This is a genomic window from Paenibacillus oleatilyticus (genome assembly GCF_018998565.1).
Taxonomy (GTDB): domain Bacteria; phylum Bacillota; class Bacilli; order Paenibacillales; family NBRC-103111; genus Paenibacillus_G; species Paenibacillus_G oleatilyticus.
In genome coordinates this window covers 293,721-310,643 of record NZ_JAHNZO010000002.1, presented here as the reverse complement: position 1 = coordinate 310,643, position 16,923 = coordinate 293,721, and the positions used below count along the sequence as shown (strand labels likewise).

The 16,923-nt window shown below is 52.1% G+C and carries 15 protein-coding genes and 1 pseudogene; 1 reads left to right on the top strand and 15 read right to left on the bottom strand.

The window, feature by feature from the left end; genetic code table 11:
* Positions 1-34: 34 nt before the first annotated feature.
* From KQX66_RS04610 to KQX66_RS04580, 7 genes are all read right to left on the bottom strand, one after another.
* Entirely contained in the window at positions 35-457 is a 423-nt protein-coding gene (locus tag KQX66_RS04610; RefSeq protein ID WP_216790309.1) for a MarR family winged helix-turn-helix transcriptional regulator, read from the bottom strand.
* 156 nt (positions 458-613) lie between these two features.
* On the bottom strand, positions 614-1,531 hold the full coding sequence (locus KQX66_RS04605; protein ID WP_216790307.1) for a helix-turn-helix transcriptional regulator: 918 nt from the start codon (positions 1,529-1,531) through the stop codon (positions 614-616).
* A complete protein-coding gene (locus KQX66_RS04600; RefSeq protein WP_216790304.1) occupies positions 1,521-3,803 on the bottom strand; it encodes an ATP-binding cassette domain-containing protein in 2,283 nt (760 codons plus the stop codon). Before KQX66_RS04600 ends, KQX66_RS04605 begins: the two co-directional genes overlap by 11 nt.
* A gap of 178 nt (positions 3,804-3,981) precedes the next feature.
* On the bottom strand, positions 3,982-5,043 hold the full coding sequence (locus KQX66_RS04595) for a suppressor of fused domain protein (RefSeq protein WP_216790302.1): 1,062 nt from the start codon (positions 5,041-5,043) through the stop codon (positions 3,982-3,984).
* Positions 5,044-5,262: 219 nt separating this feature from the next.
* A complete protein-coding gene (locus KQX66_RS04590) occupies positions 5,263-6,642 on the bottom strand; it encodes an amino acid permease (protein ID WP_216790299.1) in 1,380 nt (459 codons plus the stop codon).
* Positions 6,643-6,933: 291 nt separating this feature from the next.
* On the bottom strand, positions 6,934-7,452 hold the full coding sequence (gene paiA / locus KQX66_RS04585) for a spermidine/spermine N(1)-acetyltransferase (protein WP_216790297.1): 519 nt from the start codon (positions 7,450-7,452) through the stop codon (positions 6,934-6,936).
* A gap of 26 nt (positions 7,453-7,478) precedes the next feature.
* Positions 7,479-7,931, bottom strand: coding sequence for a MarR family winged helix-turn-helix transcriptional regulator (locus tag KQX66_RS04580; protein ID WP_216790295.1), 453 nt, complete (start codon positions 7,929-7,931; stop codon positions 7,479-7,481).
* Positions 7,932-8,090: 159 nt separating this feature from the next.
* Here KQX66_RS04580 and KQX66_RS37255 point away from each other — a divergent pair.
* Positions 8,091-8,287: pseudogene (locus KQX66_RS37255) on the top strand (hypothetical protein); the annotation flags it as partial.
* 247 nt (positions 8,288-8,534) lie between these two features.
* On the opposite strand, the gene KQX66_RS04575 reads toward KQX66_RS37255, so the two are convergent.
* The 8 genes from KQX66_RS04575 to KQX66_RS04540 form a co-directional block, all read right to left on the bottom strand.
* Positions 8,535-8,876, bottom strand: coding sequence for a cupin domain-containing protein (locus KQX66_RS04575; RefSeq protein ID WP_216790292.1), 342 nt, complete (start codon positions 8,874-8,876; stop codon positions 8,535-8,537).
* Positions 8,877-8,935: 59 nt separating this feature from the next.
* A complete protein-coding gene (locus tag KQX66_RS04570; RefSeq protein WP_216790290.1) occupies positions 8,936-9,244 on the bottom strand; it encodes a metal-sulfur cluster assembly factor in 309 nt (102 codons plus the stop codon).
* Between the two features lie 36 nt (positions 9,245-9,280).
* Positions 9,281-10,513, bottom strand: a complete 1,233-nt coding sequence (locus KQX66_RS04565) for a hypothetical protein (protein ID WP_216790288.1) — start codon at positions 10,511-10,513, stop codon at positions 9,281-9,283.
* Between the two features lie 36 nt (positions 10,514-10,549).
* Positions 10,550-10,774, bottom strand: a complete 225-nt coding sequence (locus KQX66_RS04560) for a DUF2249 domain-containing protein (protein ID WP_216790286.1) — start codon at positions 10,772-10,774, stop codon at positions 10,550-10,552.
* Positions 10,771-11,079 (bottom strand): DUF2249 domain-containing protein, encoded by a 309-nt coding sequence (locus KQX66_RS04555; protein ID WP_216790283.1) that lies wholly within the window; start codon positions 11,077-11,079, stop codon positions 10,771-10,773. The genes KQX66_RS04560 and KQX66_RS04555 overlap by 4 nt, the downstream gene beginning before the upstream one ends.
* Before the next feature lie 508 nt (positions 11,080-11,587).
* Positions 11,588-12,829, bottom strand: a complete 1,242-nt coding sequence (locus KQX66_RS04550; protein ID WP_216790281.1) for an MFS transporter — start codon at positions 12,827-12,829, stop codon at positions 11,588-11,590.
* A gap of 403 nt (positions 12,830-13,232) precedes the next feature.
* Positions 13,233-13,592: an immunity protein PIM1 family protein gene (locus tag KQX66_RS04545; protein WP_216790278.1), complete on the bottom strand. Its 360-nt coding sequence runs from the start codon at positions 13,590-13,592 to the stop codon at positions 13,233-13,235.
* A gap of 165 nt (positions 13,593-13,757) precedes the next feature.
* On the bottom strand, positions 13,758-16,916 hold the full coding sequence (locus KQX66_RS04540) for a beta-galactosidase (RefSeq protein WP_216790275.1): 3,159 nt from the start codon (positions 16,914-16,916) through the stop codon (positions 13,758-13,760).
* Positions 16,917-16,923 lie beyond the last annotated feature (7 nt).

The window sequence follows — 16,923 nt, the reverse complement described above, 5'->3', positions numbered from 1 at the left end:
TATAGTTTGATGTCAAACTAAATAATAAAAAAAATTAAAAGTTACTATAAATCTTATTTAAAATTCTTACTAACTCTTCCTGTTCATTTTGTGAGATGTTTAAGTAAAAAACGTCTATAACTGTATTGGATATTTCCTCGAACACAGGTTTCAGTTCATTCCCTTTGTGAGTTAAGGTCACATAAACAACTCTTGCATCCGCTGTGTCTCTTTCCTTTGCCACATAACCGAGTCTGACCAATTTATCCACAAGTGCCGTTACGGTTGATTTATCCCTGCCAATCTTCTCGGCAATCTCTGCCATAGTAAGTCTTGGCTTCTTAAATAGAGCATGGAGGATATCACCATGTGAAGTTACAATACCCTCTACCCCGTGTTCCATCATCTCGGATACAATGAGTCGATTGACCTTCTCTCGTATTTTGGAAATTAATGATATACCATCTTTTATTCTCATGGCCTCATTATAGTTTTACATCAAACTATTGTCAATATGTAGATAGGGGGTGCCACTCCGACAACATTTCAAAAATGTGAGAAATCGAGATTCAAAATTGGATCAGGTGCAAGGTTTTTGCGAGATTTCTTTATACACCTTGCACCTGCAGTGATTCTATGAATACATCTTGGCGATCTCGGCGATATGTCTGCGAAAGTCGTCAACCAATTCGGAAGGGGCCAGCAAGGTTACGTTCGTGCCATAGCTCATCAGATGCCGAATCGCACTTTCTTTCGTATAATAGCAGGCATTGGCCAAGATCGTTCCGTCCGGACCGCTCTTAAGCTGATCCGGTAAAAATTCGTCCCTTACCCTCGTTTTGACCGCGGCTTGAAAACGAAGGCGTACACAGACGCACGGAGCCGCACCGCTCTGGACGCGGTCGGCATCGACATCCTCTATCGATAGCCCGCGACGGCTAAACGTTTCGGACATCATCCGCACCCGGTTCATACGGGAAAGCCGAAAGACCCGCAAAGCGCAACGAACCCGGCAATACCCCCACAGGTACCAGGCATTGCTTTTCAAATACAGTCCCATCGGCTCGACCATGCGCTGCGTTTCCACGCCGTGAATATCCATATAATCCAATTGGACCAATCGGAGTTCCTTAATCGCAAGATGGAGCGTGCGAAGATGCTCCTTGGGACCGGATGCCGAAGCAAAGTCAAGAAGCATCCCGCTCGTATCAAGATCATGCAGCTTATCCGAGATCAGGGCGCCGACCCGGTCCAGAAGCTCCGCCATCCCCGTATCGCCGGTTGCGGACTGCATCCCCCGCAAGGCACTGTAGATCGAATACAAATCCTCGAGCGACAAGTATTGTCTGTCCAGCCGGTAGCTCTGCATAATTTCGTACCCGCCGTCCGAACCGGAAAAAGAGACGACGGGAATGCCCGCCCGGTTGATCGTTTCCATGTCTCTGTAGATCGTTCGGAGCGATACTTCAAACCGGGCGGCCAAGTCCGTTGCGCTTATTCTTTTGTGGTTCAATAGCATCATCGTAATCGAAAACAGCCGGTCAAGCCTCAAACGAACCCCCTCCCTTCCCTAACGATTCGCGCAAATAAGAGCCGGTAACGGAATGGCTGGCGTCAAGCATTTGCCGCGGGGTCCCTGCAAACACCACTTCCCCTCCTTTATGTCCGCCTTCAGGTCCCATGTCGATAATCCAGTCCGCCTGCTTGATCATATCCAGATTATGTTCGATCACGATGACCGTACTTCCTCCCTCTACCAAACGTTCTAAAATAGCCAGCAAATGCCCGATGTCCGACATATGCAGCCCCGTCGTCGGTTCGTCCATCACATAGATGCGCCCCTTCTTGTGCAGCTCGCAAGCGAGCTTGAGACGCTGGCATTCCCCGCCCGACAACGTGCTTAACGGCTGGCCGAGCGTTAAATAATCGAGTCCTACATCGTAAAGAGCCTGCAGCGTGGGCCGTATGGTGGCGTGATCCTGAAAGAACTGGAGCGCCTGCCGGACACTCATGGCAAGCACATCCGAAATGGATTTTCCCTTAAATGCGTATTGCAGCACCTCGTCTTTAAAACGCTTCCCTTCGCATATTTCACACACGGTTACGACGCCTTCCATAAAGGCGAGGTCGGTATAGATGACGCCAAGCCCTTGACATTCCGGACATGCCCCTTTGGAATTGAAGCTGAACAGCGACGCGTTCACCTTGTTCGACCGTGCGAAGCATTTGCGTATCTCGTCCATCAGGCCCGTATACGTCGCAGGATTGGAACGAATAGACGTATTGACGGACGATTGATCGATGACAACCGCATCGGGATGTGCGGGCAGAAATACCCCGTTGATGAGCGTGCTCTTGCCTGAGCCTGCCACGCCGGTCACTACGGTCAGAACGCCGACGGGAATGTCGACCGTCACGTTTTTCAGATTGTGCAGCGCGGCATCTGCAATCCTCATATATCCGGTCGGTTTCCGATAATCAGCCTTCATCGGGACCCCCTGCCTCATCGCTTGTCCCGTAAGCGTATCCGATTGTAACAATCCTTGCAATCCGCCTTCGTACGTAATCTCTCCGCCTTCGGCACCAGCGCGCGGTCCGACATCGACGATGTGGTCTGCAATGTGAATGACATCCCGGTCGTGCTCCACAACAAGCACGGTATTGCCTTTATCCCGCAGCTTCCGCAGCAGTCCGTTCAACCGATGCACGTCGCGCGGATGCAGGCCGATGCTCGGCTCGTCGAAAATATAAATCATGTCGATCAAGCTGCTGCTTAGATGCCGGACCATCTTGATCCGCTGCGATTCACCTCCCGATAAAGTGGCCGTTTCACGATTCAGACTGAGATAGTCGAGCCCCATATCGACCATATGCTGCAGCCGCTCCGTCAGGCTGGATACGATCGGCGCCGCGACCGAATCGCGGATTTCGCGGAGAACCGGAATGAGCTCTCCGATCTCCATCGCGGCATGTTCAGCTATGTTGAGGCCGTTGATCCTGCAGCTCAAGGCCGCTTGGCTGAGCCGGGTACCATCACACCGCGGGCATGTCGACAGCCGGATGAACCGCTGCACTTGACTTTGCGTCTTTTCCGACAGCTCGCTGCTGTCCCTCTTGATGAACAAGCGGGTAAACTTGTTGACCACGCCTTCGAAGTCGGAGTGAACGGGACCGCCTTTGGAGGGGAGAGCAATTTTGGTGCCTTTCCCGTAAAGGAGCGTATGCCATTCTTCCTCCGTGTACGCTTCCAGCTTCTTATCGTTATCGAACAGCCCCGATAAGGTGTACGTTTTCCAATACCAGGTGCCTACCGCGAACACCGGAAACAGGATCGCTCCTTCGTTCAGCGACCGGGATTTGTCAAACAGCCCGTGCACATCAAGCGAGACACTCCGGCCCATGCCGTCGCATTCCGGGCACATCCCCGCAGGATCGTTAAAAGAAAACGCGTGGGAATACCCGATATACGGCTTGCCGATCCGCGAGAACAACAGCCGGAGCAGCGAATAAATGTCCGTGATCGTCCCTACGGTCGAGCAGGAATTGGCGCCGAGACGTCTCTGATCGATGACGATGGCCGTCGACAAGTTTTCGATCGCATCCGCGTCCGGCTGGCCGTACCGGGGCAGACGGTTACGGATGAATGCCGTAAACGTCTCGCTCAGCTGGCGCTGGGCTTCGGCACTGACGGTATCGAAGACGATCGACGACTTGCCCGAGCCCGATACGCCGGTAAAAATCGTTATTTTCCGCTTCGGAATCCGGAGTGATACATTTTTTAAATTATTTTCTCTTGCACCCTTTATGACGATATACTCTTGCATTTGCACTTCCCCCTCCATTCGTTCGGCTGCATCTCTATCTTAAACGCCCCTCCCTGACAACCTTATGTCAGGATGGTCTGCGTATCGGCAAAAAAAAGAAACCGCCGGCAGGACGTTTGTCCCGCTGACGGTGTGCGCTTCGCCGTTTCGATCATGCAGCCGCCAAGAGCAGGCAGCTTTATCCGATAACCTCTACGACGTTTCCTTCGTTATCCTTGATGTGTGTTTTTACAATCTGAATGGCGATTCCCGGTAAAGCAGAGAGCTCAATGACGCTTTCTTTGGGCAGCAATTTCCGGCTGAATTCCCCGGCCGTCGCCTCATCCAGCGTAAGTCGGACCTCGTCCTCTCCGGCTTCGCAACCCGGCTTCTCCCCCGCCTCAAACACGACCCGGATTTCCCGGCTGACCAGTGTCAGATCTTTCCCCTTCAGAATGCGCCCTTGAAGCAGTTTCCCAATGATTCCGGCCTGCTTGGCCCCCAGCTTAATTGTGGAAGACGTCTTGCTGAACCACCCTTTTTTACCCGGCTCCCAAGCCAATTGATCGACATATAAGAACCCGGTGTTCGAGCCTTCCTCCTGCATTCCTTTCTGCACAGCTTCCGATATGGAAGGAATATCCAGATATGAGGCCCGTGACAGATCCGTGATGTAATGAGGCATATGATCCAAACAAACGGAGAGCACGCCAAGCGTATTCCACGTTTGCATCGCTTCGAGCTCGTCGCGCGTGATGCCGACCATCTGCAAAAATTCCACCCGCCCGTTCGGCGTATCGATGGCCGGAAGCTCCGGGTCCTCCACGAAGGCCAAGGCGGTCAGCAGCGTATCGGCACCCAGGCAGATCGGGCCGTTGGCATCCAAGTAATCGCCCGATCTAAAAATATTGCCGCTATTAAAAACGTATCTTCCCATATTTTGCAGCAGGTTCAGCGCCCAAGCCGGAGGTTCTTCCTCTTCTTCCCCGTGCGTCAGCCGAAACGTCAATTCAAATCCATAGCCGCTCTCTTCGGCATTGTCCGATTCCTTATCGTACAGCTCCGTAAATCCATAAGTCACGAAATGCCAATGCGGCGCAGGCTTGTCCGCCTTATACACACTGATTCCGTCCAGCGGGTCTTGGCCCCCCAATGAATAGGGAAGGATCGTTCCGTAATGCTTCGGCTCCTGGTCCCCATAAAGCCTCGACATTTCCCGATCAATGGCATCCCAGCCCACTGCGTTTGCTTCTTCGCTCAATTCCCGTTCCCTCCCAAAAGTTCAGTCCATGCTGCCATAGCAGGCGTTCGGAGACATGTCCCATCAAGCTAGTCTTGAGTGTCAAGAAACACTTCTAACATGGTAACCCCAGTTGGAAATTATATCAATACTTCGATGTACCCGATTTGAAATAAAAAAAGCCGAGCGGACCAGGACATGACCTGAGCCCGCTCGGCGCCATTTTGTTATAGCAGCCTTCTAGACTTCCTTCTCTGCTTCGACTTTTTGCCGCTTTCCCATGCCAAAGACATAATAGCTCACAACGACGATCAGAATGAATACCGCTCCGACAATTAGCGATACGCGTGTATCGGGGTTAAAGCACATTCCGATTAGCACCAGGAACAAGAAAATGATCGTGATGTAGTTGCTGACCGGGAACAAAACAGACTTGAACGGATGATCCTTCAAGCTGTCCTTCCATTGGTTTCTGAACTTAAATTGACTGAAGGCAAGCGCAAGCCACGGCACCATCCCCGGAAGAACGCTGGCACTGTAAATATACAGGAACAATTTGGAGTCGGGAAGCAGGTAATTAAACAGAACTCCGATTAACAGCAAAGAAATCGTGGTAGCGATGCTGTTCCTCGGGACGCCGCTCCGGGATACTTTTCCGAAAAATTTAGGCGCCTGACCGTTGGAGGCCAACGTGTACAGCATTCTTCCCGCACTGTAAATCCCGCTGTTGCAGCCTGACATCGCAGCCGTGAGAACAACGAAGTTGATGATGCCCGCGGCGGCGACAATGCCTATCTTGGCAAAGGTCATGACGAAGGGGCTGCCGATCTCGCCGACCTGGTTCCATGGATAAAGCGTGACGATGACAAAGACGGCGCCCGCGTAAAAAATCAGAATGCGCCAGACAACATTTTTGATCGCTTTGCGCAGGGTGAACTTCGGATTTTCCGCTTCACCGGCGGTAATTCCAACCAATTCAACGCCTTGATAAGCGGCCGTAACAATGCAGAGGGCAAATAAAAACCCTTTCAATCCTCCGGCGAAAAAGCCGCCATGCGCATAAAGATTCGAAAGGCCGATAGGTTGTCCTCCATTGCCCAAACCGAAGAAGATCATCGCCGTTCCAACCACAATCATGGCGACAATCGCGAAGACTTTGATCATGGCGAACCAAAATTCAAATTCCCCATAAAATTTGACAGCCGCTAAATTGGCCGCTGCAATGATGGCTACGCCAGCCAAGGCCGGCAGCCATTGCGGAATGTCGGGAAACCAGTAGCCGACGTAAATTCCGATGGCGGTCACTTCCGCCATCCCCACCGTGAGCCACAAGAACCAGTAGCTCCAAGCCGTCAAATAACCGGCCAGAGGGCTGACATATTTATGAGCGAACGTAGCAAAAGATCCTGTGACCGGTTCGAGAAACAGCATCTCTCCCATGATGCGCATGACAAAAAACACAATGATCCCGGCTAACAAATAAGCCAGCAATACGGAAGGCCCGGCCCATTTTATCGTGCTTGCCGACCCCATGAACAGACCGACGCCAATCGTGCCTCCGAGCGCAATCAACTCAATATGCCGCGTCTTCAGTCCTCTGACTAATTGCTTGGATTCCAAAAAAAGCGCCCCCATTCTATGTATGTTCCTTCAATAGCGGATCAGCAAAAAGACCGCCTCTCCTGCTCAACCTTATTTTTCCGACCACCTCCAATACCACCAAATTGTATGACATCAAGCGCAGAAATACAACTGCCGTGAATCAGGCAGCCGTTGGAAAATGGTGGTTGAAGCTCGAATGTCCATTTAAAGGGATATTTTATATATTCAAGAAAAGACAGCGTTTTCCTCCTGTGCGGACAAAAAAACAGCCCTGTCCCCTGATCGGGCAGCAGCCGTGTTCACTGGTTGTTAGTTGAGGGTTTTGGTCATTATAAAATCAATTTGTTCTTCATCACCCATATAGAAAGAATGGGCTCCAGTTTGAACAAACCCCATTTTCTTATAAAAAGCAATAGCATTTTCATTTCTTTCCCATACGCCCAGCCAGATTTTCTTTTTATTACATTCCAGCGCAATTTCTATCGCTTGATTTAGCAGGTATTTACCCAGCCCATGTTTTTGAAAGTTGTTCTTTATATAAATCCTCTCGATTTCAAGTGATTCGTCACCCATTTCTTCAGACTGAGCATCATTGGTATTGACCTTTAAATATCCGGCAACTTCATGGTTGCAATAAACAAAAAAGAATTGCGAAGAACTATTGGATAATTCTTGTTCCAATTGTTTTAAGTTAAATGCCCTTTCCAAATAGGCATTCATATTTTCGGGTGAATTCTGATGCTTAAACGTCTCGTTAAAAGTTTCGCAACTAATTTCTTGTAGTTTAAGTAAATCATCAAGGGTACACTTTTTTATAGTTATAGTCATTTAAATACGTCGCTCCTTTATAATAATCAATATTTTCTCTTGTTTCCCTTTTTCACCAATTCCCAGTCTTTTTCTATATTTTTTCTTACTCTTTGAAGAAGATTGAACATGGTTTCTACTTCTTTTTCGGAAAATCCCTCTAAAGCAACGGTATTGGAATAATCATGTTCTCTTTTTATAAAAGGATAAACATTGTTCCCTTTCTCCGTTGGAAACAGTTTTTTTATTTTTTTGTTATGTTGATCCTCTTTCTTTTCAATAAAGCCATTCATTTCAAGTTTTTGTATCGCCCGAGCTGCTGTCGTACGATCGACTTTAACCATCTCGGCTAACTTTTCTTGAATGATTCCCGGGTTTTCACATATCCGCACAAGGTACAAATACTGCCCTTTGGTAAGGTCGTGTTCTTTAAATTCGATATTACTTATAGAATCTAAAGCCCTTGCGATCATTCCAATTTCACGAAGAATCTCCTTCATCATTAACTCCTTGGCAGTACATATTTTGTTGCAAATACAATAAAAATGAACTACATTAAATTTAACTCAACTTTATTGCATTTGCAACAAAAAAAATGATAAAGAGGCTTTCAGCGGGGCTTACGGTGGGAAGTTGGGAAATCATCATTGCTATAGCGCAGCAAAGTTGTTTGTTTTGGAATCGGTTTAGGTATTATAGGATTGGGGACTGCAACATACTTACACAAAAATTTTGCACCGATTCCAATTGACCGATTAACGTTAATCATCCAATTTTATTAACCGTTTGTTTAGGGGGGCTAATCCTTAATTACTTTATGCCGTTTCTCAGGCTGAGCTTGTTGAGAAAGTGGTGAATTGAGGTAATAGAGGTGTACGAGGGGGTGGGGTGTCTACTTCCGACCGCTCTTGTCATCAGGAAATTTGATTGGAAAGCCGCTTATTAGCGGACATTTCCCGATGACAAAGGCGGACGCTATCGCTTCTCCAGTAGATACCCCACCTCCGTATGTTTCTCTATTTCAGTCAAAATCCTCTTTTTCAACACTCCGAGCCTGATTTCTCAGGCTTTTCAGCTCCTTCGTACACGAATCATCCAGCGCTTTATATTTCCCGTGTGAAACGTTCGTCAGGAATGCTATTCAGGTTCACATACAATGTGGCAGGCTCTTGACCGGTATTGGCAAAAGCAAAAGACTCCTCGCCTCCGCATCGCACGCAGTCCCCCTGCCGGACTTCCGTCTCCACGCCGTCTACGATCATCGTGCCGCCGCCTTGAACGACCAACACGTAGACCTGGCTTCCCGGATGCCGGTGTACAGGAAGCTGCTGGCCCGGCATGAAATTCAACGTAAAAATGATGGTTCCGTCCGCTTGGAACAATACTTTTTTCGTAAACCGCTCCTCTTGAAACAGTTGGTGCGCCTCAAGCCTTTTGATTTCCATCTGATGTTCCTCCGTTTCATCACTTCTGCGTTCCCGCCGGGCCGCCTTCTCCACAGCTCTTACCAAGCGCTCAATTGACGCTTGGCTTCATCCGACATCCGGTCCGGTGTCCATTGCGGCTCCCATACGACCTCTACGCTGACACCGGCGACGCCGGGCTTTCCCTCCAGGGCACGGCGCACGCCGCCGATGATCGTATCGTGAAGCGGGCAGCCGGGCGTCGTTAACGTCATCCGGATCGCAATATGTCCGTCTTTGATGTCAATACCATAAATCAGGCCGAGGTCTACGACATTTACACCAAGCTCCGGGTCGAACACCAGCATCAGCTGCCGCCGGACCGTATCTTCGTTGACTTGTGTTGTCATGACATTCTCTCCTCTCTAATGGAAAAAAAGTACCATTTATCTTGTAAATACTATGGCAATCACGCCGATATAGAACAGCGCTCCGACGGATAGCGCCGCTATGCCTGTAGCGAGAACTCGCGGTTCCATGAATCCCATGCCCGCCACAGCTACCAACAGCCCCACGGTCATCACCCACATCCCCACATCGACGCTGCGCTCGCTGATGAGATCGGACATGACGGGCACTCCAGGCTTTCCTGCTTGATCGCCGTATTTGTGCGTCCACCATAGGAACGGCACGATTTTCGACATGTATCCAAGAACCGTTACCGCCACCCATCCCCACAGGTATACCCAACCGGCGATAACGATCCATGTCAAGCTCCTCAGCAGCGAAGGTGCCGCAAACCCAATGCCAAACGATAGGAGGCAAAAAACGAGCAATGCCCTGGTGCTCCATATGGTCCAGACGATCCCGCGCCCCGGCGAGGCTTTATGGCTGTGCTTGCGAATGTCTCGAATAAGCCGATCATAGGCGAACAGCGCCGCAGCAAGCAGCAAAATGACCCCAAGCGTCAGCCCGGACCAGCCTGGAACGAGAGAAGCCCCTACGCCCAGCAGGACAGCCGCATTCCACAGTCCGAGGATATAATATTGGGGCCGGTCAGAGGCGCCGTGAGACAAATAAAACATCGGCAGCATTTTGTAGCTGAATCCGGTAATCAACAGCCCGAACCAGCCGAGCGTCCCAAGCCAGATATGGGCGGCGAGCAAACGTTCATGCAGGTCAACCCAGAGTTGGAACGCAAAGTTTAAGCCCATCGCCAAGCCGAGCAGCCCGGTCAATGCCAAATACAACAGCGCGCAGGCGGTGCTCAGCGTGATCGGATTCCAGCGCTTCGCCTCCCACAGCGTCCGCCCGACGTTCCAGACAAAAAGCAGAATACCGATGACTGCCGCGACGGCTCCGACAGCGATCCATTCGACCCGGCTCTGTAAAAATCCGGCCAACAGGATGACCGTCCCTCCTGTGAAAAATACATAATGCACATAGCCAAGCATACGGCTGTAAATGCGGCGTTGAAGCACGACATCGATCAGCTGGTAGACCGCCCCCATCGCGACCATCGTCGCCCAATCCAGTACCAGCAAATGGATGTGAAACCAGCCGTCGGGACTGCGTGGATGGTCCAGCGCCCAGCCTCCGGCGGTGAAAAGCGATCCCGCATGAAACAAGACAAAGCTGGCAATTCCGGTGGCAATAAATAACAGCGGCAGACGAAACATGCTATACACCCCCATGCAGCAAGCTTTTTCTGAAAGCTATTTTTTCGTAATCGCGACTTTGGCGGTGCCATCCGGCTGCGGATCGACTTCGTACGAATATTGGAGCCGCCGCAGCTCCTCGATCAAAAACATGGGGACTCGGTCATTGTGAATAACGAGAATGTCCCTGCTCCCCATGTCCTCCAGCGCCTCCAGCGTACGCAGCATCGGCTGCGGAGGCTCCAGCCCCCGGTTATCCAATTCCGTGACATTACCGCTCATGACCCAGCCTCCTCATCTTTAGGGATGAAGGCTTGCAGGGACATGGCTTCCAGCTTCGCCCGAGCCCCGGCTCCTCTGGCGAAAGCAGTGATCCAATGATCGTCGCTGACGCTTTCGACCTTGTTGGCGTACCCTTTCGCCTTCAGGATGCCGAGCAGCGGCGTAGGTTTAAATATCGCATGCAGCACGAACACATCATCCGACTCCAGCGCATTCACCGCATCCATAATCTGCTTGAACGGCTCCAGCTTTTTCCGCAAAAATGGCCGTACATCCAACTCTACTATGTTTCCGTTTCGCTTCATATCTTTTCCCCCAATCCATTTGCCGGATGGATAATCCGGTCCAAATGAGAATTATTTTCACTGTATCTACAGTGTAGCGAATTCGACAGCGCCAGTTTGTGACTGCAATCACAAGATGAAAAAAATCCTGCCACCAGGCAGGATTGAGCTTGTTGAGAAAGTGGTGAATTGAGGTAATAGAGGTGTACGAGGGGGGTGGGATATCTACTTCCGATCACTACTCCACCCCGCAAAGTGAAGTTGAAGCAGGGAAGCTTAGTCCGAGTACTTTGCGGGGACCCCGGGTCAGCGGGAAATTTTGATTGAAGCCGCTGAATAGCGGGGATTTCCCGCAGACAAAGGCGAACGCTATCGCTTCTCCAGTAGATACCCCACCTCCGTATACATCTCTTTTTTCGTATAACCCCACTTTCTCAAAAGCCTGAATCCTGCACTAGGCAGGATTCGTGCAAAACTATACGTTTCGTATGATGGTCAATGCGCATTTATGTTCATATCGATGCCAGTATCATGCAGACTGCGCATGCTCCGGCGCTTTGCTGTTCATGATCCCCATCATGGCCAGTGCACCGATAAGGAGCAGCAGCCCCGCGCCGGTATAAATCGATACTAGCGAAAAAGCATCCTTTAACGCACCGGCGAAAGACATCGAAATGACCATCATCCCGATGAACATGGGATTCAGAACTCCGTTAACCCTTCCTACAATCGACGTGGGTGACCATTTCAGAATCATCGTGCTGATGCCAATATGAATGCAAGGAAACACAAGCCCACTCAAAAACTGCACTGCGAGCGTAACCGGTATGCTTGTCGAATACCCGATGATCACCGTACAAATGCCGCCGATGAGCATGCCGATAGCGAGCAAGAGCTGCGGTGCGACCCGCTTGGCAAAAACGGATACGAGCCCGCCGCCGATCAGCATAGCGGCACCGTACACCATCAGCATATATTGCAGAAATTTCTCATCGCTTCCAAGCCGCTCCGTGACGACGAACAGGCCGAGCGTTTGCGTAATGCCCATGGAGAGACCGGTCAGAATGAACGCAACTCCAAGCATCCGCAGCACTGGACTTTGCCAGACATAACGGAAGCCTTCAACGAATTGCTCGCGGAATTGCCCTTTTCCGGCTTCCGTCTGCGGTTCCTGCCGATCCTTAGGCAAGCGGGTCAGGATGAGCGCGGAAAGCAGAAATGCCACCCCCATAACCGCTACGGATGTTTCCAAACCAAACGTACTGTAGGCAAATGTACCAAGCATGGGGCCGAGCACCATGAAGATCGCCATCAACGTCTGGAACAGCGCCATCCCTTGCTGCAGCTGCTCTTCGGGCACATGAACCTTGAACAGCCGAACGGCCGAAGGCTGGGTAAACTGCGAAAGAATGGCCGAGATGAAGGTGACCATATAGACGGACTGCCAAGATCCGTAGTGAATCGTTACAAGCACGATGAACACCGATACCGCGGACAGCAGATCACACCAGATCATCGTTCGTTTCGGCCGCCAGCGGTCGGCGAATGTCCCTCCGATGAACGAAAATATGAAGATAGGCGCAAATTCCGCAACGCTGATCAGCGAAATGGCACTCGGATCGTTGTTCGTCCTATCTGCAACATAAAGTAGAATCGCGAAATTACGCACCCAAATGCCGATCTGCAGCAGCATGTTGGATAGCAGAATCGTCTGCATGAAACGATTGCGAAAAAGATTCGGGCTTTTAGCGTTTTCCCGTTGTTTGTCCAAATTGTCCAACCTCCTCGTGATTTCCGGCGGCCCCTTTCGAATTGGCCGGGCGCCTTAACTAAAACATTGTTACGTTATATCGTTTTTGCTTTATGCAGTCGGGGTTACGCATGGTGCAGAGACGCCTCTGCCGAATATGCAGGTTAATACACATTAGCAGTTTTACCGAGAGACCGATTGTTCTCCAGCTTCTGCAAATAAACCCTTCCCGGCTAGTATCGTTTTCTAAACCTCCCCTCCTATCTTCCTCCCACTGTCAGTACTCCCTCGCAAAACAATGTAACATAACATTGTTACGTTGTGAAGGGGTAATTTTTATTTCGCTTCAAAATAAAAAAAGACACGCGCCTTAAAAGGTCGTGTCTTGAGCAGGATTGGAGCATCTAGAATCCCTCGTTTTCTCTTATCTCGGAAACCTGCCTTTTGTGTAGGAATCCCACAGCTTATTGATAAATTCGATCTCGATCTTGTTCTCGAATGCCTTGGCAATCAGACCAAAGTCGTCCGATGCATACCCTGCCAGCTCCGGGCTCCGGGTGATCCGAAACGTTTGCTTGAACACCGTCTCCCTGACTTCGCGGACCACCGCATCTTCAGACGGATGCATTGCTTCCAGCTTGTCATAGCTGGAACTCCATGCTTCAGCGAATTCAGCTTCATCCCGGGCGTCCAATTCGGTGTCCCAATCCACATCTTTGTTGAAAACACGCTCGATGAACGTGCCATCACCTAGGATCGATAGTATCTCACTCGCAGCGATCAACGTAAGCCCCTCCTTCCCTCTTCATAGTAATGAAAATGGCCTTGTAATTCAATGACTGTAGCAGGCACAAGGCCATCCGCACATTTATCACCGCTGGATGCCCTTACAAATAAAAAATGAGACCGTCACTTGCTCACAGTCTCATTTCTCATCCTCAGAGGGACTTTACAGCCACGCCGGCTGTTCGTTTCCATGCTCGATTCGCACTTCATTGTCGCGATACACGGCAATAAGCTTGCCCGTCACGTCCGCAGCGAACAAGACCGAACGCTCCGCTTCGATCGTAAAACGGTACTTGGCGCCGTTGGCCGGGTCCTCAATCTCCACATCTGCAGGATGAGCGTACTCGGATACGAAGATGAAGAGCGCCCCCTTCGCAAACGTGAGCTTGCGTCCATAAATACCTGCAAGCTCCCCGCCCTGCCGCCATACCATGTCAGGCTGTACACCGGCGGCCCGGATGACGTGCTTGTACAGCTCGCGAATCGGTTCGGTGCGGTCGTTCAATTCGACTGGCAGCGGACACCAGAATAGGCGTCCCATCCCCAGGAAAACGTCGGTTAGCCGGGTGCCACCGGACACCTCATCCTCCTCCGGAATCCCTTTGCACAGCTCGGCGATTTTGCGTCGTCCGAACGAGACGGAATGGGCGTTCCCGTCGATCATCAGCCGCTCTTCCCGGCACACGTTCCCTTCCCGGTACGGACCGAACTGCTCGCCGAGACGCCCGGTCGGCCTCCAATATTCATCCAGCCCGAGCGGCCCCGTGAAGAGCAGCGTCCCGCCTCGGGTACGGATATGCTCGACGAGAGTCTCCATCGCCCGGTCGCTGAAATTGTGCGCGCTCGGAACGACGATCAGCTTCGGGCAGCGCTCGGACAATGGCTTGAGGTCGTATTCCCCGACGGCGAAAAACGGGCATTTCAGCTCATAAGCAAGCACCCGAGTCAGCCGTGCCGTCGCTTCGCAGGCGAGCCTACGGTTCGAAAAATCGTTCGAATACGGAAACACGACGGCGATTTCCTCCGGTTTCCTTCCGGTAAACAAGTCGCGGATTTCGTTCATGAAGCGGCCAAAATCGTACGAAACATCCGCCTCCGGCTTCTCCGTACCGTCGGCCCGCAGGGCGCCGATGTTCGACTCGTTAATGTTGTTCATGTAATAGTTCGTATTCCAGATCCATTGAACCGCGCCTGCAGCGCCGGTAGCAAACGCATACGCATATTTGCGTTCCAGCAAATATTTCAGCTCGGTCTCCGACCGCTTCGCCCGCCCATCCGGCGTCTCCAGATACATAATGCCGGTTTCCTGCACCAGATTCGGCTTCTCCACCACTTTGGTAAAAATGCCATCCCATACCAAATCGTCATTCAGCCACCAGGAATGAACCGACGTGTAATCGACCTCAGAGCCGTAAAATAGCGGAGACGGACGCTGGCCGCCAAGCGCTTCGTCCTGACCGACCGTAATAAGCGCCCCGGGATGCAGCGCTCGGATCGTGCCGCTCAGGCTGCGTATCCACTCGTTATGCATCTCCATCGTAAACAAGGTATAGTCGAGCCAAGGCGTCCCCCTTTTGCCTCTCGCCATATCATGCACGTCGAAGTTGATCTCTTCCGGCGCGGGCGGACTGGCCGCTTCGAAGGACGGCAGCTCGTCCGGCGTCATGCCCCAGCGCTCCTGCAGCAGCCGTATCGAACCGTGCCGACGCTGCAGCCAGGTGGAATAGGCGGCACGCTCCTCCCGGTCGCGCACCGGACGCGGACCGGCGAACACCCGCTTCGGATCGAACAGCGAAGGCTCGTTGATCAAGTCCCAATGCACGTTCGTCGTGTGCCGGTGCCGTGATACGATGCCAGCCAGAAACCGTTTCTGCGCTTCCACGCTCCGCGGGTCCAGATACGGATTCGCCCCTTCCCACGCCTCCGGCGCAAATGCGAAAAACGTAAAATTCACTTCCAGCCCGTGCCTTTTCGCCGTAAGAATAAACGCATCAATCGCGCGCAGCGCCTCCTCAGACAGATGGCCGTCTACGAACATCACCTGCCGGTGCGCCGTCCAGATTCCCGTCCGGATGAAGTTGATTCCGGCCCGCCGCATCTGCGCCATATCCCGGTTCCACACCGACACATTTGGCAAAAACAGAAATTTTCTCGCCACATCCGAGCTCATATAGGTCATGCCGACCACCGGCAGCGGACGGCCGTCCTTCCAGAAGTAATCCCGGTCGCAGCGCAAAGGACTGCCCTCGCGAAGAAGCTCTTCGTCCCTTCCCCAGAACCCTTGCCGCAGCACGCGGACCTCGCCGAGTTCGGACTCCGCTATGCAAACAATCTCATACAGTCCCGGTTCAACGGAAATTGGCAGCAGCAGCTCTGCGAAGCTCTGCTCGCGGGAGACGATGGCTTGGATTTCCCCCGTCCACACCGGCTCCGTCGGACCACTCGCCCCTTCCATTGTCCGACTCTCCTGACACACTTCGATGGTAAATCGCCAGGAGCGGCCAGCCGGAGCCGTCTCGCCCGTTCGCAGCAGGCCTTGCATTTGCAGCTTCAGCTTCGGACGCTCGCCCGGCTCATAAGTGGCGTAGTTCGTTTTCAGCGTCAGCTCGGTCACGCCGAGCGCGCAGTACGCCGCCCAATCCGCAAGAGCCGCAGCCCCGCCCTTTTCCCAGAAAGACGCTGTCGCAAGCTGGTGAACGAACAGCCAACGGCCTCCGGCGAACTCGCCTTTCGTATTTTCCAGCAGCACCACGGGAGCGGCGACCTCTCTGCCCTCGGAGGATATGCCTTTCAACAGCGGGTACAGGTGCGCATCCATCGGTCCGGCCGAGCCGCTTTCGTGCGGCTGATCGTCATGGCGCGTCACGTGGAGAATCAGGCTGCAGGTCGGCTGAATCTCAAAGAGTGCCTCCCGCCCCCGCAGCAGAGGCACCTCTGCGCTGGCCGCCAGCTTCGCGACCGGAGCGGAATCGACCGTCATTGCTTCGTGGATGCGAAGCTGCCGGTGATAGGCCGTTTGCTCGGCTTCGGCGTGCCATACTTCGTTCTCGCGATAGACCGGAATACGGAACGGGGCTCCGCCCATGCTGACAAGCCCGCCTCCCTTTTGCAGAAAATCCAGGATCGCGCCCCACGCTTCCTTCGGGAAATAAGGAGCATGGAGATTCACCAGACACCCGGCGTCCATGCCCGAGAGCGCCTGCGGCAGCTGCTCCGCCCGGACTACTCGGAAGACCTCGGATAACCCTTCGAGGCCTGCTTCGTCCATTCCCTCCCCAAGAAAAGGAAACTCCGGATCATACAATACGATAACGTTGTCCATGCTGACT